General features: G+C 62.6%; 15 protein-coding genes. 7 read left to right on the forward strand and 8 right to left on the reverse strand.

Translation table 11 applies throughout. From position 1 onward, the window contains the following. Positions 1-34: 34 nt before the first annotated feature. The 7 genes from LB525_RS20700 to iolE all read right to left on the reverse strand — a co-directional run bounded on the left by LB525_RS20700 (position 35) and on the right by iolE (position 7,129). A complete protein-coding gene (locus LB525_RS20700; protein WP_224546466.1) occupies positions 35-973 on the reverse strand; it encodes a sugar phosphate isomerase/epimerase family protein in 939 nt (312 codons plus the stop codon). A 33-nt stretch (positions 974-1,006) separates the two neighbouring features. Further along, positions 1,007-1,999 (reverse strand): inositol 2-dehydrogenase, encoded by a 993-nt coding sequence (gene iolG, locus LB525_RS20705; RefSeq protein WP_224546468.1) that lies wholly within the window; start codon positions 1,997-1,999, stop codon positions 1,007-1,009. A gap of 63 nt (positions 2,000-2,062) precedes the next feature. Then, a complete protein-coding gene (locus LB525_RS20710; RefSeq protein ID WP_095768049.1) occupies positions 2,063-2,881 on the reverse strand; it encodes a carbohydrate ABC transporter permease in 819 nt (272 codons plus the stop codon). Further along, positions 2,878-3,771, reverse strand: coding sequence for a carbohydrate ABC transporter permease (locus LB525_RS20715; RefSeq protein WP_176477056.1), 894 nt, complete (start codon positions 3,769-3,771; stop codon positions 2,878-2,880). The genes LB525_RS20710 and LB525_RS20715 overlap by 4 nt, the downstream gene beginning before the upstream one ends. Before the next feature lie 11 nt (positions 3,772-3,782). Further along, complete coding sequence (locus LB525_RS20720) at positions 3,783-5,096, reverse strand: extracellular solute-binding protein (protein ID WP_224546471.1); 1,314 nt, start codon at positions 5,094-5,096, stop codon at positions 3,783-3,785. Beyond that, positions 5,093-6,190, reverse strand: coding sequence for an ABC transporter ATP-binding protein (locus LB525_RS20725; RefSeq protein ID WP_224546473.1), 1,098 nt, complete (start codon positions 6,188-6,190; stop codon positions 5,093-5,095). Before LB525_RS20725 ends, LB525_RS20720 begins: the two co-directional genes overlap by 4 nt. A gap of 27 nt (positions 6,191-6,217) precedes the next feature. Then, positions 6,218-7,129 (reverse strand): myo-inosose-2 dehydratase, encoded by a 912-nt coding sequence (gene iolE, locus LB525_RS20730; RefSeq protein WP_224546475.1) that lies wholly within the window; start codon positions 7,127-7,129, stop codon positions 6,218-6,220. Positions 7,130-7,678: 549 nt separating this feature from the next. On the opposite strand from iolE, the gene LB525_RS20735 reads away from it, so the two are divergent. The 7 genes from LB525_RS20735 to LB525_RS20765 all read left to right on the forward strand — a co-directional run bounded on the left by LB525_RS20735 (position 7,679) and on the right by LB525_RS20765 (position 16,305). Next, complete coding sequence (locus tag LB525_RS20735; RefSeq protein WP_224546477.1) at positions 7,679-9,151, forward strand: PLP-dependent aminotransferase family protein; 1,473 nt, start codon at positions 7,679-7,681, stop codon at positions 9,149-9,151. A gap of 203 nt (positions 9,152-9,354) precedes the next feature. Beyond that, positions 9,355-10,281, forward strand: coding sequence for an ArsR/SmtB family transcription factor (locus tag LB525_RS20740; protein WP_140545631.1), 927 nt, complete (start codon positions 9,355-9,357; stop codon positions 10,279-10,281). Positions 10,282-10,465: 184 nt separating this feature from the next. Beyond that, positions 10,466-11,977, forward strand: a complete 1,512-nt coding sequence (locus LB525_RS20745) for an alpha-N-arabinofuranosidase (RefSeq protein ID WP_224546479.1) — start codon at positions 10,466-10,468, stop codon at positions 11,975-11,977. 46 nt (positions 11,978-12,023) lie between these two features. Continuing rightward, positions 12,024-13,115, forward strand: a complete 1,092-nt coding sequence (locus tag LB525_RS20750; RefSeq protein WP_224546491.1) for an ABC transporter ATP-binding protein — start codon at positions 12,024-12,026, stop codon at positions 13,113-13,115. A gap of 1 nt (position 13,116) precedes the next feature. After that, the gene (locus LB525_RS20755) at positions 13,117-14,052 is read left to right on the forward strand and encodes a carbohydrate ABC transporter permease (RefSeq protein ID WP_224546493.1); all 936 of its coding nucleotides are present in this window, start codon (positions 13,117-13,119) and stop codon (positions 14,050-14,052) included. Next, the gene (locus LB525_RS20760) at positions 14,049-14,897 is read left to right on the forward strand and encodes a carbohydrate ABC transporter permease (RefSeq protein ID WP_224546494.1); all 849 of its coding nucleotides are present in this window, start codon (positions 14,049-14,051) and stop codon (positions 14,895-14,897) included. The genes LB525_RS20755 and LB525_RS20760 overlap by 4 nt, the downstream gene beginning before the upstream one ends. 94 nt (positions 14,898-14,991) lie before the next feature. Continuing rightward, positions 14,992-16,305: an ABC transporter substrate-binding protein gene (locus LB525_RS20765; RefSeq protein ID WP_411971036.1), complete on the forward strand. Its 1,314-nt coding sequence runs from the start codon at positions 14,992-14,994 to the stop codon at positions 16,303-16,305. Positions 16,306-16,408: 103 nt separating this feature from the next. Here the strand turns inward: LB525_RS20765 and LB525_RS20770 are convergent, their stop codons facing one another. Further along, positions 16,409-17,053: a GntR family transcriptional regulator gene (locus LB525_RS20770; protein WP_224546653.1), complete on the reverse strand. Its 645-nt coding sequence runs from the start codon at positions 17,051-17,053 to the stop codon at positions 16,409-16,411. Between the last annotated feature and the right edge of the window lie 174 nt (positions 17,054-17,227).

Below are 17,227 nucleotides of genomic sequence, written 5' to 3' on the forward strand. Positions count from 1 at the left end.
ATCACCTACCAATGCAGGACCGGATCTGAACAATTCAGGCCAGGTTAATGGCAACGTTGCGCAGCAGCGCCACGGATTTGCGCATGCCTTCCATCGGCGACAGCATCATGTCCTCGTGCTCGATCGACAGCACGTCGTCATAGCCGGCCTGCTTCAGCGCGGTGCAGAACTGCCGCCACCAGGTTTCACCGTGGCCGTAACCGAGCGTGATGTAATTCCAGGCCCTTTCGGCATAATGATTTGGCGGGCGCGCATCGAGCACGCCGTCGATGGCCGCCGGTATCGGTTCGATGCGTGTGTCCTTGGCGTGGACATAATATATGGCCGAGCCAAGCTTGCGCACGGCGGCGATAGGATCGGCGCCCATCCACATCGGATGGCTCGGATCGTAGTTCGCGCCGACCGTCTCGCCGACCGCATCGCGCAGCCGGAACAGCGTCTGGACATTGTACACGGCCTGATGCCCATGCAGTTCCAGGCAAAGCTTCCTGATGCCCAGATTGTTCGCAAATTCGATGAGATCGCGCCAATACGGGATGATGCAATCGTCCCACTGGTAGCGCTGGATGTCGGCGCATTCGGGCGGCCAGTCGGTGATGATCCAGTTGGGATTGGTGTCGCCGGGTCCGCCCGGCAGCCCGGACATCATCACCACCCGGTCGATGCCCATCAGGCTCGCCAGCCGGATCGTGTCCTCGGTCACTTGGCGATGCTGCTTGCCCTGCGGTCCCGGATGCAGCGGGTTGCCGGAGCAGTTAAGCGCCGCGATCGTCAGCCCGTGGTCGCGAACCTTGGCGACGAATTCGGTTCGGGTCGTCTTGCTGTCCAGCATGGCGGCCAGATCGATGTGCGGCGCCGACGACCAGTTGCCGCAGGCGAACTCCAGCGTCTCCAGTCCGAGATCGGCCGAGGCGCGCAGCATCTCGTCGAAGGACAGGTTGCCGAGGCTGTCGGTGATCATGCCAATCTTCATTTCGTAAACTCCCGCTTATTTCGGACCATCCGCTCACAGCTCTACGGGTTCGAACCTGCCGGACCGGGCCGACGCTAGCGCTGCCTCGCAGAGGATCATGGCCTTGCGCCCATCGCTGGCCGTGACCGCCGGACTCCTGCCCGTCTCGACACAGGTGATGAAGTGATCGATCTCGGCGGCGTAGGATTCCGCATAGCGTTCGACGAAGAAGTAGTAGGGCTTGTCGCGCGATATACCTTTGCCGCCGTACCTTTCCACAGAGGTCGGCAGCCGGTTGCCGGCCTGCAGCATGCCGTCGGCGCCGTGCACCTCGATGCGCTGGTCGTAGCCATAGGCGGCCCTGACGCTGTTGTTGATATGACATTGCCGGCCGGATGCCGTTCGCAGGATGAACATCGCCGTGTCGTAATCGCCGAGCTTCCTGTATTGCGGCGCCACCAGCGAGGAGCCGGTCGCGAAGAGCTCCACAGGCTCTTCGCCAAGCATGTTCCGCGCCATGTCGAAATCGTGGATAGTCATCTCGCGAAAGACGCCGCCGCCTCCGGCCAGCGCTTCCTCGGTCTCCGGTTCGGGATCGCGGCTGGTGATGATGACCTGCTCGACGGCGCCGATCTCGCCGCCATCGAGGCGCTCCTTCAGCGCCCGGAAGCTCGGATCGAAGCGGCGGTTGAAGCCGATCTGGAACGGCACGCCGGCTTTCGCGACAGCGGCCAGGCATTCATCCGTGCGCTTGAGGTCGAGGTCGATCGGTTTCTCGCAGAAGATCGCCTTGCCTTGCGCCGCCGCGGCCATGGCAAGCTCCGCGTGCGTGCGCGTGGCCGAGGCGATGAACACCATTTTCACTGCCGGATCGTTCATAACGGTCTCGGTATCCACGATCTCGGCGCCGGTTACGGCGGCGACCTTCTCGGCCGCCTCGCGATTGGGATCGACGACGTAGCGCAGCCGCACCTTCGGGTGGCGCGCGAGATTGCTCGCATGCACGCGGCCAATCAGCCCCACCCCGAACAGACAAACATCCATCATGCGTTCGACTTTCTCATCAGGCCGCTCCAGCGCTGCCGGCCGGTTCGTATATCCGAGCGGCAATCATTTCACCGCGCCCATGGTCAGCCCGCGCACCAGATGCCGCTGCACCAGGAGTGCGAAGAAGACGATCGGCAACGCGCCGATGACGCCGGCGGCCGCCATCGAGGCCCAGTCGGTATCGATGCGCCCGATGAGTGTGGCGGTGCCGCGCGGCATGGTCATCGCCCGCGGCGTCGCGGTCAGCGCCAGCGCGAAAAGGAATTCGTTGAAGGTGACCAGTACGGCGAAGATCGCGGTGGCCGCGAGCCCCGGTGCCGCCAATGGCAGCGTGATGCGGCGGAAGGCGCCGAAGCGTGAATCGCCGTCCACCATGGCCGCCTCCTCGAGATCGACGGGGATCTCGCGGAAGAAGCTCTCCATCATCCACACGCAGAAGGTGACGTTGAAGGCGGTGTAGGTGGCGATCAGGCCGAGCCAGCTGTCGAGCAGCCCGAGGCTCAGCATTAAGAGATAGACGGGTATCAGGATCACCACCGGCGGGATGATGCGCAGTGTCAGGAGGAAGAGACCGATCTTGCGCTCCGCGGCGAATGGCAGGCGGAACCTCGCGATCGCGTAGGCGCCCATCGCGCCGAAGACCAGCGCTATCGCGACCGAGAAGAAGGTCACCACCACCGAGTTCGTCAGGTAGGAGCCGAACTGCTTTTCGGTGAACAGCCTGACGTAATTGTCGAGCGTCGGCACATGCGGATAGAGCGTGCCTTCCTGCGTGATCTCGCGGTTGGATTTGAGCGAGGTGGACACCAGCCAGTAGATCGGCAGCAGCACCACTGCCAGCACGAAAATGGTGGTGAGGATGCGCGCCAGGCGGGTGCTCATGACGCGTCGATCCTGCGCAGGAGCCTGATGGCGCTGAAGGCGAGCGCGAGCACGACGAGGCCGATCGTCACGAACAGCGCCGCCGCGTATCCGGTCTGCTGGAATTTGAAAGCGGTGTCATAGCCATAGATCGAGATCAGCCTCGTCGCTTCGCCCGGCCCGCCCCGGGTCAGCACGAAAACCTGGTCGAAGGTGCCGAAGGCATCGATGGTGCGGAGCACGATGGCGACCGCCAGCACCGGCCGCATCATCGGGAAGGTGAGATCGGCGAAGACGCGCCAGGACCCGGCGCCGTCGACGCGCGCCGCCTCGAACGGCTCGTGCGGCAGCGACTGCAGGCCGGCGAGCAGGATCAGGAACATCAGCGGCGTCCACTCCCAGACGTCGAGCACGACAAGGCCGATGAAGGCATTGAGCGGGTTTCCGAGGATCTGGACCCCGCCGCCGCCCATGGCCTCTGAGAGCGCCGTCAGCATGCCGGCATCGCTGGCGTAGATCAGCCTGAACAGGATGGCGACGACGACCGGCGTGATCACCATGGGAATGATCAGCACCGTCCTGAGCAGCCGAATGCCGCGGAATTCGTGCAGGCAGAACAAGGCAAGCGCGAAGCCCAGCACTGCCTCGATCGAAACCGACAGCGCCACGAACTTGACCGTGACCCACAGCGAATTCAGGAACTGTGCGTCGCTCCAAAGCTGCACATAGTTCCGGAAGCCGACATGGGAGACCGGCGAGCCGTAGCGGTAAGCCCTGGTGCTGGCGCGCAGTCCGTCCCAGAGCGGATAGACAAGCACGCCGAGCACGATCGTCAGGCCCGGCGCCAGCATGAGATAGGGGAGGGCGAGGTCGAGCCCCGCCCCCTGCAGGCGATATTTGCGTGCCTGCATGCCGGTTTGCATCAGTAGTACCCGGCCGTGGTCAGATAGTCCTTGACCTGCTTGGCCGCCGTGTCCAGGGCCGCACCGCCGCCGGAGCCGGCCTGCAAAGCCTTGTTGAGCTCGATGCCGAGCAGTTCCTCGACCTTCGCCCAGTCGGGGGTGCGCGGCCGCGGCAGCGCGCCGGCGTCGAGCTGCTGCAGGGCGACCGGTATCAGACGGTTGCCGGGCTTGGCGATGCCGAAGGCGCTGCGCTTGACCGGGATCGAGCCCGCTTCCGAGAGCTTGGCCTGTGTTTCGGCGCTGACATACCACTTCACGAACTCGATCGAATTCGCCTTGTTGGGCGCTGATTTCGGCACGCCGGCGATGAAGATGCCCATCTGGGCGATCGCCTTTTCCTGCTTCGGCACAACGCCGAAATCGAGCTTGCCGGCCACCTTGGTCTGGGCGGGGTCGTCCGCCTTCAATGCGTTGCCCGAATATTGGATGATCGCCCCTGCCTCCCCGCCGAGGATCGCCGCGCCCTCTTGGTCGGAGTCGAACTCGACCACGCCGCTCGGCGCGTTCTGCTTCATCGTGCCGACGAAGAAATCGGCCGAGGCCTTGCCTTCGGCCGAATTGAAGATCGGGTTCCACTTGTCGTCGAAGAAGGAGCCGCCGAACGACAGGAAGACCGGATACCAGCTGGTGACGATCGGGTTGCCGGAAACGCCGCGGAAGACGACCGGGTATTTGATCTTGCCGGCCGCGACGCCTTCCTTGCCCTTGGCGATCACCTCGTCCCAGGTCTTGGGCGCACCGCCGGTGAAGACGTCGTTGCGATAGGTCAGCGTCTGCAGGTCGCCGACGAAGGGCACGCAGATCAACGTCGGCTTGGCGTTCTCGAAGCCCTTGACGCGCGGCCCCTTCTGCGGCGGCCAATAGCCCATGTCGATCATCGCGCCGATCCAGTCCTTGTCCGACCCATCGATGCCTCCGGCGCCAAGATCCTCGAGCACGTTGGCGGCGCCGAACTGCGGCACCCATGGGTCGTCGAGCAGGTAGAGGTCATACTGGCCGGCGCCGCTCTGGGCGTCGGCGAACCACTTCTCGAGCGTCACCCCGTATTCGTCCTCGAGGAACTGGATGTCGAAGCCCTGCTCCTTGGCCAGCGGGATGATCTTTTCCTTGAACGGCGTCAGGCCGCCATCGGCGAAGGCGCCGATGATCACCTTCTTTCCGGCGGCGCGGGCAGGCATCGGCAGGCCAAGCGTGGTGAGGGCGGTGGTCGCCAAAGCCAGGCCAAGCCCACCCTTGATGACGGAGCGGCGAGTAAGTCTGCTGGAATGCATCATGTCACTCTCCCATTGTTGTTGACCCTGTGGACGGCTGTCAGGCCGTCCGAATTGAAGAAACAGGCGTTCGCCGGGTCGAAGGCGACGCCGATGCTTTCACCCACTACGCCCCTGAAATCGCGGCCGGCCCGGACCGAGACGTTGCCGCCTTCGAGGCGGACATTGACCAGCGTCTCGTTGCCCATCGGTTCGACGACGTAGATTTCGCCGGGCAGGGCATCGGGCGTGGCGACGGCGGCAGCGCTGCAGTCCTCCGGCCGGAGGCCTATTTCGGCGACGGAGGCGGCGCGGCAGGCAGCAAGCCGCGCGGCGTCCAGTGGGACGACCTTGCCGGCCACGATGACGCCTTGCTCGCAAAGCGCTGCCGGCAGAATGTTCATCGGCGGGTTGCCGACGAAGGTGGCGACGAAGCGGTTTGCCGGGCGGTCGTATATCTCGATGGGCGGCGCCATCTGCTGCAGCTCGCCGCCATGCATGACGGCGACGAAGTCGGCCATGGTGAGCGCTTCGACCTGGTCGTGGGTGACATAGATGGTGGTGGCGCTGAGGCGCTGGCAGAGCCGCTTGATCTCGCCGCGCATCGTGAGCCTGAGCCGCGCGTCGAGATTGGAGAGCGGCTCGTCCATCAGGAAGGCCGCCGGGTCGCGCACGATGGCGCGGGCCAGCGCCACGCGTTGCCGTTGGCCGCCGGAAAGCTGGCGCGGACGGCGGTCGAGCAGATGGCCGATCTCGAGCACGGCGGCGACCTCGCCGATCTTGGCCTTTCGTCCGGCTTCGGGCGTGCCGCGTATCCACAGCGGGTAGCCGATATTTTCGGCGACCGTCATCTGCGGATAAAGCGCGTAGCTCTGGAAGACCATGGCGATGTCGCGGTCGCGCGGCTGCAGCCGGGTGACGTCGCGTTCGCCGATAAAGACCTTGCCGGCGGTCGGCATGTCGAGCCCAGCCAGGATGCGCAGCGCCGTCGTCTTGCCGCAGCCCGACGGGCCGAGCAGCGCGAGGAATTTGTGGTCCGGCACCGCAAGGTCAAGTGATCGCAGCACGTTGAGCGCGCCGAAGCTCTTGACCACCTTCTGGTACAGAACCGAGCTCATCTGCCTCCCCGGCGCCCCATGCTTTCTTCAGGCCTTGCGCTCGTGGACGTAGAAGCCCGCGCCCTCGGCCAGCCTCTTCAGATTCCGATACCCCATCGTCGCATAGGTCAAGGGATGCGCCTTGGCCGGATCCTGCTCGGCTTCCACAACCAGCCAGCCGGAATAGCCCTGGTCGGCGAGTATCTTTAAGAGCGTCGGATAGTCGATCGCGCCGTCGCCCGGCACGGTGAAGATGCCTTCCATCACCGCGCCCATGAAGCTCATGTCGGCCTCGCGCGCTTTCTTTAAGATGGCCGGGCGCACATCCTTGCAATGGACATGCACGACGCGCTCCACGTGCCGGCGCAGCAACTGCTCCGGGTCGCCGCCCGAAAAGGCGCAGTGCCCGGTATCGTAAAGCAGGCTGACCGCCTCGCCGGTGCTGTGCATCAGCCTGTCAATCTCCGCGTCGGTCTCGACGATCGTGCCCATGTGATGGTGGAAGGCCATGCCGACGCCGAAATCGGAAAACCGCTCGGCGAGCCGGGTGATCTTGGCGCCATAGGCCTTCCATTCCCCGTCCATCAGCTTCGGCCGCTGCGAGATCGGGTCGTGGATGGCGCCATGCCGGCCGCGCGAGGTGTCGGCATAGACGACGCGCCTGGCGCCGAGGTCGCGAAGCAGCGTCAGATGCGGCCGGATCGCCTCGAACTCCTCGTCCACCTCCTTCTCGCAGATGCGACCATCATACCAGCCGGAGACCAGCGCCAGTCCGTAATGGTCGAGGATCGGCCTCAGCGCACGGCTCTCGCGCGGGAACTTGCCGCCAAGCTCGGTGCCGGCATAGCCGGCCTCCGCGGTCTCGCTGAGGCAGGTCTCGAGCGGCGTGTCGCCGCCCAGTTCCGGCACGTCGTCATTGGTCCAGGTGATCGGGTTGATGCCAAGTCGAACTGTCGTCATTGCTCGCTTTCCGCCCCGCAGCCATGATGGCTGCGGGGTGTCCTGTCTCGGGAGGAGATGGCTGCGGTTGCCGGCGGCGGGGCGAAACCATGCCGTTTCGTTCGGCAAGACGCCCTCCCAGCGCCGCGCCTCACATGTCCCCTTACATGTCCTTGTCGACGTCTTGCCCCAACGTCAGTGCGCAAAGTCTACCCCGCTCTGTCTCCCTCGCGAGGGCCAGTTTTCTGGAAAATAAAGGAACCAGTTTGTGCGGAGAGGCGGGTGTGGCAGGATGGATAGATGGGCAACCTCGAAATCATTGATCGTCGGCGCGAGGCCCCCCTCTCTGGCCTGCCGGCCATCTCCCCCTCAAGGGGGGAGATCGGATGTCGCGCCGGCTTTCGCCAATCGCCGACGTCGCAAAGAAAAGCGAGACGCCTGAACTGCCAATCTCCCCCGTTGTGGGGGAGATGGCCGGCAGGACAGAGAGGGGGGCGAAGGAACTCGACCTTGCAGCACAAGCGTGTCGCGGCACGCCATTGCCATTGCATCCACGGGTGGGGATAAACGATGCGCTCCCACCCCAAACCCCAGGCGTTCCCGCTCGACATGCTGGCCGTGAACCGCTCGAGCCCCGAGCACCTTTCGCGTCAGCTCTATCACGGCCTCGTCGCCATCATCCGCAATCGCACGCTGGCGCCAGGCTCGGAGCTCCCGTCCACCCGCGCCTTGGCCGCCGAACTCGGCCTTGGCCGCAACACCATCGTCGCCGCATATGACCAGCTCGTCACCGAAGGCTATCTCGCCAATCGCCAGGGCGCCCGTCCGGTCATCGTCGACCTGCCCGAAGGCCCGCGCGAGACACCGGCCGAGGAGCCGCCCGTGCCGCTGCGCCAGCCCTCGCTGCGCGGCCAGCAGCTGCTGAGCCAGCCCTATCATCACGGCAGGCCGGGGCATGTCGCCTTCCACCCCGGCATGCCGGATGCGCAGAGCTTTCCCTTCGGCGTCTGGGGTCGGCTGGTCGCGCGCCGCGCCAGCCATGGCGGCGAGACGCTGTTCGGCACCTATGACGTCACCGGCCACCCGGCGCTGAAGGAGGCGATCGCCGGCTATCTTTATTCCGCGCGCGGCGTGCGCTGTCGTCCCGAGCAGATCGTCATCACCACCGGCGCGCAGGCCGCCTTCGATCTTCTCGCCCGGCTTCTGCTCGACCCCGATGACACGGTGTGGATGGAGGAGCCCGGCTATTACGGCGCCAAGGCCGCCTTCACCGTGGCCGGCGCAAGAATCCTGCCGATTGCGGTCGACCAGGAGCGCGGCTGGCGGCTCGATGCTCCGGATTTTTCGCCCCGTCTCATCTATGTGACGCCGGCCTGCCAGCATCCGCTCGGCATCACCATGCGCATGGAGGAGCGGTTGCGCCTGCTCGACATCGCCGAGACCGCTAACGCCTGGGTGATCGAGGACGATTTCGACGGCGAATACCGCTTTCAAGGGAGGCCCGTGCCGGCGATCCAGAGCATGGACCGCTCCGGCCGCGTCATCTATGTCGGCACCTTCGCCAAGCTGCTGTTCCCGGCGCTGCGCCTCGGCTTCATGGTGCTTCCGCCGGAGCTTGCCGGCCGCATCGTCAACGCGCTATCCACCACCGGCCAGTTTGCGCCGCTGCTGCTGCAGGCCGCCTTGGCCGACTTCATCACCGAAGGCCATATGAGCCGGCATCTGAAGCGCATGCGCCGCATCTACGCCCAGCGCCGCCAGCTTTTTCGCGAGATCGTGACCGAGCGCCTGCGCGACGAGATCACGCTGTCCCCCGCCGGAGCCGGCATCCAGGTGGTGGGCTATCTCAAGGATGGCATCGACGACATCAAGGTCAGCCAGGCCGCAGCAAAAAGGGCGATCAACGTCTCGCCGCTGTCGAAATATTTCCAGAACACGGCCCCGACGCAAGGCCTGGTGCTGGGCTATGCGGCGTGTGATGCCGCGCAGACGCGGGACGGGGTGGAGCGGCTGGCGCAGGCGATCCGCGAGACGCTGGGGTGAGGGTTTCGCGGCGCCGGTAAATGGCGCACCCGACGTCCTGCTTGGCTAGGTCGCACGAGGCGGCAAGCCTGCCGAGGAACAAATGGCCTCTTCGCGGCCGCTCAACCAAAAAGGTGCATGGAGTGCCGCCGCCGCATTGATTGAATCAATTATCCCGATATACAAGCTGATTTCGGGTGCAAATCGCATAGGCTGGCAATCCATTGAGTCGCAATTTTCTGGTGATCGACCCTGAGGAGGGCATGGCCGTCCTCAAGGGCCTTGCCTCTTCGGCGCGCATTTCCATGCTGAGGCTGCTGCATGAGAAGGGGCCGATGAATGTCAACGAAATCGCCTCCGTGCTGTCGCTGCCGCAGTCGACGGTCTCGACCAATATCCAGGTGCTTGAGGATGCGGGCCTGATCCGCACCGAGAACCAGAAGGCGAAGAAAGGCAGCCAGAAGATCTGCTATCCGACCGCCGAGGAAGTGCTCGTGGTCTTCAAGAGCGAGTATCGTGCGGTCAAGAACGACGCGATCGAAGTGTCGATGCCGATCGGGCTTTACACCGGCTTCGAGGTCACCGCGCCCTGCGGTCTCTGTTCGCCGGACGGGATCATCGGCCTGCTCGATGTGCCCAACACCTTCCTGGATCCGGACCGTATGAAGGCCGGTTTGTTGTGGTTCACGCGCGGCTTTGTCGAATATCAGTTTCCGAACAATGCCAAGCTCGCCAATACCGAGATTACCGAGCTCGAGCTGGTGGTGGAACTGTCCTCGGAAGTTCCAGGCACCAGCGCCGACTGGCCCTCCGACATCACGCTGACGATCAATGGCGTCGACGTCGGCACCTGGACGTCACCCGGCGATTTCGGCGACAAGCGCGGCGTTTTCACGCCCTCCTGGTGGAAGCTCAAGGGCTCGCAATATGGCAAGCTGAAGAACTGGCGGGTTTCCGCTGACGGAACCTATGTCGACGGTGTCAGGATTTCCGAGACCAGCCTCGCCGCCCTCGACCTCAAGGGCCATCATTCGATCCGGGTTCGTATCGGCGTCAAGGATGACGCCGAGCGCCCCGGCGGAATCAATATTTTCGGCAAGGGATTTGGAAATTACGATCAGGACATTCTGCTGAGGATCAAAACCGGTTGATATCATCAAATCGGGTCTCAAAAATAGTGCAATAATTTCAAACATTTGGCAGCATTTTCGGCTGAGGCTGCCGGTCAATTGTCAGACTTTTGGCGGTTTTTCGCTTGACGAACGGATGCTGTTTCCCTTTGATATCTAATAAGGTGATTTAAATCATCATTTATGATATTCTCGGAGGGAATGCATGAAGGCGGCCGTCACGGCGCATCCGCGTTATATCGTCTCGAAGATCGATCCTAGGCTCTATGGATCCTTCATCGAGCATCTTGGGCGGGCGGTCTATACCGGCATCTATGAGCCCGGCCATGCGACGGCGGATGACAATGGCATGCGTCGGGACGTCATCGATCTCGTCAGGGAGCTCAGAGTTCCGATCGTCCGCTATCCCGGCGGCAATTTCGTATCCGCTTACAATTGGGAAGATGGCGTCGGCCCCAAGGGAGGGCGCCCGGTGCGCCTTGACCTTGCCTGGCACACTTCGGAAAGCAATGAAGTCGGCCTGCATGAATTTGCCGACTGGTGCGCCTCGGCGAACACCGAGATGATGCTTGCCGTCAATCTCGGCTCGCGTGGGCTCGATGAAGCCCGCAACCTTCTGGAATACGCCAATCATCCCGGCGGCAGCGAGTGGAGCGACAAGCGCATCGCCAACGGCCGCAAGGAGCCCTTTGACGTCAAGCTCTGGTGTCTTGGCAACGAGATGGATGGCCCCTGGCAGATCGGCCACAAGACCGCCGACGAGTATGGCCGCCTGGCCCACGAGACCGCCAAGGCCATGCGTGCCTTCTCCAAGTCGCTCGAGCTCGTGGTCTGCGGCTCGTCAAATGCCAAGATGCCGACATACCCGGAATGGGAAGCGACCGTTCTCGATCATACTTACAACGAGGTGGATTACATCTCGCTGCACATGTATTTCGACAATGAAGCCAACGACGCGCCAAACTATCTAGCCATGAGCGAGAAGCTCGACGCTTACATTGTCTCGGTCGCCGGCGTCATCGATTATATCAAGGCCAAGAAGCGCTCCAAGAAGCAGGTCTACATCTCGTTCGACGAATGGAACGTCTGGTACCATTCCAAGGAGCAGGACAAGAAAATCCTTGGCGGCAATGAGGGCTGGCCCTTCGCTCCGCCATTGCTCGAAGACATCTACAATTTCGAGGACGTGCTGCAGGTCGGCCTGATCCTCAACACCTTCATCCGTCGTTCCGACGTGGTCAAGATCGCGTGCCTGGCGCAACTGGTCAACGTCATCGCGCCGATCATGACTGTTCCCAACGGCCCAGCATGGCGTCAGACGATCTTCTATCCTTATCTCTATGCCTCGAACTACGGCCGCGGCAATGCGCTGGATCTCAAGGTGGAAAGCCCGACCTACAGCTCCACCGTTGCCGGCGACGTTTCCCATGTCGACGTCGCCGGCGTGCATGACGCGGAAACCGGACATGTCACCTTCTTTGCCATCAATCGCCATTCGAGCGAGGAAATCGAAACCGCGATCGACATAGCGGGCTTCGGCGCGGCTGAGATCGTTGACCATCAGCTGATGGCGCATGCTGATCTGAAAGCCGTCAATTCGGCGCAGAACCCAAGCAATGTCAGTCCCAGGAAGGGGACCGGCGCGTCGGTGGTGGGCGGCAAACTGAGCCTGCCGCTGCCGCCCTATTCCTACCAGATGGTCCGCCTGAAGCTCTGACTTCAGGCGCATCGTCGTGCATGGGCTGAGGAGGAGGAGCCTCGACGTGACGGCCGATATCGAGATCAGGAATGTGAGCAAGCATTTCGGCGCCATGACGGTGCTGGATGATCTGTCTCTCTCCATCAAGGCACGCGAATTCATCGTGTTTCTCGGACCCTCCGGCTGCGGGAAATCGACGCTTCTGCGCATGATCGCGGGGCTCGAAACTGTCGATACCGGCGAGATAGCCATCAACAACGAACGTATCGATCATCTGCCGCCGGGCAAGCGCGGCATTGCCATGGTGTTCCAGTCCTATGCGCTTTATCCGCATATGAGCGTGCGCGACAACATGGCATTCGGGCTTGAGAATATCGGCATGCCGCGCGACGTCATCGATGCGCGCATAAAGGAGAGCGCCCGCATCCTCGAGATGGAGCACCTGCTCGAGCGCAAGCCGGGCCAGCTCTCCGGCGGCCAGCGGCAGCGCGTCGCCATCGGCCGTGCGATCGTCAAGGAGCCAAAGGCCTTCCTGTTCGACGAGCCGCTCTCCAATCTCGATGCGGCATTGCGGACCCGTACCCGCATCGAACTTGCCCAACTGCACCAGCGCCTGCAATCGACGATGATCTTCGTCACCCACGACCAGGTTGAGGCCATGACGCTCGCCGACCGTATTGTCGTCATGAACAATCGCAAGATCGAGCAGATCGGCTCTCCCATGGAGATCTACGACCGCCCCGCGACCAAATTCGTCGCAGGCTTCGTCGGCGCGCCGGCAATGAATTTTGTCGAGGCGACGCTCGACAGGTCGAGCCGGAATGCCACGGCCAGGTTTGCGGACGGCATAGCGGTTCAGACCGAGATTGCTTCCGGCCAGACGACCGATGGCAAATACACTTTCGGTATCCGTTCGGAAGACGTGCGCATCGCTCCCGCCGGGCAGGGCAATGCCGATGGCGTGGTCGATGTGCTTGAGCGGCTCGGCGAACGCACCTTGGTCTACGCCCGGCTTGGCGACGGCCAGCAGATCGTCGCCTCGGATGCTGGCAACAGCCGCGTTGCGGTCGGCGACAAGGTCGGGCTCGCCTTCGATGGCCGGAAATCGCATCTGTTCGGCGAGACCGGTCGCGCCTGGCACGCGAGGGAGGTCTGACATGGACGACCGACGGGCGACCCCGCGCACCGCGCTTCCGGCCGCCGGCGCCAGAGCCGCGAGCGTCGATATCTACGCGCCGCAATGGCGAAACTTCATTTTCGTCGCGCCGTTCCTGTTCTTCTTCACGACGCTCCTGCTGGTCCCGCTGTTCTGGGGAATGTGGCTGAGCTTCCACAAGGCTGACACGTTCTCGTCCGGAAATTTCGTCGGTTTCGGCAACTATATCAGGCTGTTTCACGACAAGGTGTTCCTGCAATCGGTCTGGAATACCTTCTACTTCGTGCTTCTGACGGTGCCGACCCTGGCACTGATCGGCCTTTTTCTCGCGCTTTGCCTCAACCGCCGCACGCGCACCGCCGCGGTGCTGCGGACCCTGTTCTTTTCTTCCTCCGTGCTGTCGGTCACGATCGTCACGCTGATCTGGCGCATCGTGTTCATTCCGAATGTCGGCCTTCTGTCGACGATCTACGGATGGTTCGGCGCAACCGCCCCGGCTTTCATTTCCGATCCCAGCCTGGCGATGATCGGCATCGCCATTGCCACCGTCTGGTGGTGCATCGGCCTGCCGATGATGCTCTTTCTCTCCGCCCTCCAGCAGATTCCGCAGGATATTTACGAAGCGGCAGCCCTGGACAATGCCAATCGCTGGCAGACGTTACGCTCGATTACGCTGCCGTCGATCAAACGCACCTTCGTCCTGGTGGTCATCGTCCAGATCGTGCTGCAGTTCCAGCTGTTCGGCCAGGCCTGGCTGATGACACGCGGCGGTCCGAACAACCTGACTAAGCCGATCGTGCTCTACATCTATGACACCGCGTTCCGCCGCTGGGATCTCGGCATGGGCGCCGCGGCTTCGGAGGTCCTGTTCATCCTGATCCTGATGGCGGCCATGGCCCAGTACCTGGTCACGCGCAACAAGGCAGGTCAGGCATGAGGGCTCCAGCCATCTCCATCAAGGGACGCGCATTCGGCGACCGCGTGTTGCTGGCTCTGGTCATCCTGCTTTCCCTGGTCATGGTCGCGCCGGTCCTGTGGGTTATCGGCCTGTCGCTCAAGGAAAATGCCGAGCTGATGGCAAATCCGAATTCGGTGTTTCAGGCGCCCTATACGCTCAAGAACTACATCAACACCATCGGCACCTCGTCGGTGTTCGTCTGGGTGCTCAACAGCATCATCGTCTCCGGAGGATTGACGCTCGGAACGCTGATCCTGTCATCGCTTGCCGGCTATGGCTTTGCACGGCTGAATTTCCCTGGCCGAAACATCCTGTTCGTGATCGTCCTCTTCGGCCTGGCGGTTCCGGAACAGGCCGTGCTTGTCGCCCGCCATCAGATCTTCAGCATGCTGAACTTCCACAACACCTATCACGGGCTCATTCTCCCGGGCCTGTCGGCTTCTTTCGGCGTCTTCCTGATGACCCAGTATTTCAAGGCCATCCCGAAGGAGCTGGATGAAGCCGCCATGCTGGACAATGCCGGCCGGTTCAGGACGTTCTGGAAGGTTCTTTTGCCGCTCACGGTGCCCGCCCAGGCAACACTCGGCATCTTCACCTTCCTCGGCGCGTGGAACGACTACTTGTGGCCGCTGATCTCGGCAACCAAGAAGGATATGTACACGCTGACGGTCGGCATGGCCTCGACGCAGACCAATTTCGCCCAGTCGGAAGGCATCGGCTTCTTGATGGCACAGGCGGTGTTCGCAGGCGCGCCGATCCTGATCGTCTACCTGTTTTTCCAGAAATACATCGTCACGGCCGTCTCGGGCGCCGCGGTGCGATGACGAGATGGCCTGACGGCGGGCGTCGCAGCGATTGAAGCATGAAGCCAGTCCAGCGTGGAGTGGCGCAGACTCAGGAGGAGGAACTGATATGAAAATGAAGAAAGTCCTGTTTGCAGCGGTCTCGGCGGGCGTGCTGATGCTCGCAAGCCCGAGCCTTGCAGCGACGGAATTGACTGTGCAGCGGTTTTTCGGTGCCTGCGATGCCGATTTCGGCACCAACACCGATGTCGCCAAGGCAGTAGGCGAATGCGGCATCATCACCTCGCTGATCAACAAGTTCAACGCCGACAACCCCGATGTCCACGTCAGTGTCAGCACTGTGGAATGGCCGGGCTATGACCAGCTGACCGCACAGTTTGCTTCGGGCGATGCTCCCGACATCGTCACGATCCATGAATCCGCGCTTTCGGATTACCAGTCCAAGGGGCTGTTGATGCCGCTTGACGATCTGTTGAAATCCGTCGGCGTCACACCCGATTCCTTCACGGACGCGGCGCGCAACGGCGCCACCAAGGACGGCAAGATCTATGGCCTGCCGATCGACAGCTGGACCATGCTCTATCACATCAACATGGATCTCTTCAAACAGGCTGGCCTCGTCAATGCCGACGGCACGCCGATCCTTCCGACGTCGCCCGAGGAGCTGCTCGCCCAGGCCGAGCAGTTCAAGCAGAAGACCGGCAAGCCTTACTTCGTTCAGAACCTGGCCAACGAGACCGCGCTCTACACGCGCAATCTCTACACCTATCTCTTCCAGCAGAATTCTGACTTCTTCGCCGATCCAAAGCATGTGAAGCTGAACACGCCGGAAGCCAAGAAGGTCGTCGAGATGTACAAGGCGATCTTCGACAAGGACTACACCACCAAGGACCTCGATTACGGCGGCGCGATCAACGCCTTCCTTGCCGGTGGAGGTGGCGTGCAGCTCAACGGCACGTGGGTCGTCGGCGACAACAACGCGCAGTCCGAAACCAAGGGCACGGCCCTTAACAAGGGCGGCTATGCGGTTTATCCGTATCCGCAGCTATTTGCCGGCGCCCACGCGCAATATGCCGATGGCCACACCTGGGCAGTCTCGCAGAAGGACCGCACACCCGAACAGACCGCGGCTATCGGCAAGTTCCTGAAGTTCTTCGCCGACCATGACTTCGATTGGTCGCGCACCGGCCACCTGCCGGCCTACAAGGCCATTATCGCCTCGGACGCCTTCAAGGCACTGCCGCATCGCAACACCATCGCCGCGGTCGCCGATCTCGGCAGGCCGCTGCCGTCTGCGGTACAGCGCCAGTTCGCGATCCAGGACATCGTGGGCGAAGAGATGAGCGCTGCAATCACCGGCCAGAAGGACGTCGATGCCGCGCTTGCCGGCATGGAAAGCCGCGTCAACGAATTGCTCGCCAACATTTGACTGCAGGTTTCTCGAAAACGCTCTCGATGCCCGCGGCTGAAGGCCGTCGCGGGCATTCTTGGTCAATGAAGCAGCACCGCTTCTTCGGACCGTGCGGAAATTTTCAGGCCACATCCCGCCGATTTGGCTTGCGATCGTCAGCCGCGAACACCGCGCTCGCCTCACTGACGATAGAGACATGGTCCCTGGCGGCCTTGCCCGCAGCCACGCTGTCTCCGCGCATGATTGCGGTGACGATCAGGTCGTGTTCCTGCCAGGATTTGGCCAGCCGTCCGGGCAGCATGAACTGGGCGCGGCGGAAGGGTGCCAACCGGCTGCGGGTCATCACGGTGAGTTCGTGGATATGCGCATTGTGGGCGCCACGATAAAGCCGGCTATGGAACTCGGTGTTGAAATACTCATAGTCCTCCTCGGCGCCCAGCTGCACCATCCGCGCCGAAGCCTGGTGCTCGATCTCGAGCCCGCGACGCTCGCTGCTGGTCATGCGCTCGGCCGAGAAGCGCGCGCAGATCGCTTCCAGTTCGGCCATGCTCTCGAACATCGAGGCGAGATGCTCCTGCGTCACGACGGCGACTATAGCGCCCCGGTTGGGCCGCCTCTCGACCAGGCCCATGGCGCTGAGCTGGCCGAGCGCCTCCCTGACAGGGGTGCGTGATACGTCGAAGCGAGCGGCGAGCGCGGTCTCGTCCAGCTTTTCGCCCGGGCGCAGGTAGCCGGTGACGATCCGGTCGCCGATCGCCCGAACCATCTGATCCACGGTCGTGCCCGACCTGATCAAGCTGCGCTTCCCCGACAATTTCCCTCCGTCGCGTCTTCTCGTGGAGTCGGCCGACTCATTGGCCCTCCAACTCGGATATGCCCTCTATGCCTCTATTTTAATCTGCCTGTCAAACTGGCTACTTTCGAGGCAAAAAGTGCATGC

This window comes from Mesorhizobium sp. CA16 (genome assembly GCF_020165175.1).
Taxonomy (GTDB): Bacteria; Pseudomonadota; Alphaproteobacteria; order Rhizobiales; family Rhizobiaceae; genus Mesorhizobium.

Bases quoted from the DNA above. Each gene is read 5' to 3' on its own strand.
- LB525_RS20700 (WP_224546466.1), bottom strand. From the start codon at position 973: ATGAAGATTGGCATGATCACCGACAGCCTCGGCAACCTGTCCTTCGAC.
- iolG (WP_224546468.1), bottom strand. From the start codon at position 1,999: ATGATGGATGTTTGTCTGTTCGGGGTGGGGCTGATTGGCCGCGTGCAT.
- LB525_RS20710 (WP_095768049.1), bottom strand. From the start codon at position 2,881: ATGAGCACCCGCCTGGCGCGCATCCTCACCACCATTTTCGTGCTGGCA.
- LB525_RS20715 (WP_176477056.1), bottom strand. From the start codon at position 3,771: ATGCAGGCACGCAAATATCGCCTGCAGGGGGCGGGGCTCGACCTCGCC.
- LB525_RS20720 (WP_224546471.1), bottom strand. From the start codon at position 5,096: ATGATGCATTCCAGCAGACTTACTCGCCGCTCCGTCATCAAGGGTGGG.
- LB525_RS20725 (WP_224546473.1), bottom strand. From the start codon at position 6,190: ATGAGCTCGGTTCTGTACCAGAAGGTGGTCAAGAGCTTCGGCGCGCTC.
- iolE (WP_224546475.1), bottom strand. From the start codon at position 7,129: ATGACGACAGTTCGACTTGGCATCAACCCGATCACCTGGACCAATGAC.
- LB525_RS20735 (WP_224546477.1), top strand. From the start codon at position 7,679: ATGCGCTCCCACCCCAAACCCCAGGCGTTCCCGCTCGACATGCTGGCC.
- LB525_RS20745 (WP_224546479.1), top strand. From the start codon at position 10,466: ATGAAGGCGGCCGTCACGGCGCATCCGCGTTATATCGTCTCGAAGATC.
- LB525_RS20755 (WP_224546493.1), top strand. From the start codon at position 13,117: ATGGACGACCGACGGGCGACCCCGCGCACCGCGCTTCCGGCCGCCGGC.
- LB525_RS20760 (WP_224546494.1), top strand. From the start codon at position 14,049: ATGAGGGCTCCAGCCATCTCCATCAAGGGACGCGCATTCGGCGACCGC.
- LB525_RS20765 (WP_411971036.1), top strand. From the start codon at position 14,992: ATGAAGAAAGTCCTGTTTGCAGCGGTCTCGGCGGGCGTGCTGATGCTC.
- LB525_RS20770 (WP_224546653.1), bottom strand. From the start codon at position 17,053: ATGGTTCGGGCGATCGGCGACCGGATCGTCACCGGCTACCTGCGCCCG.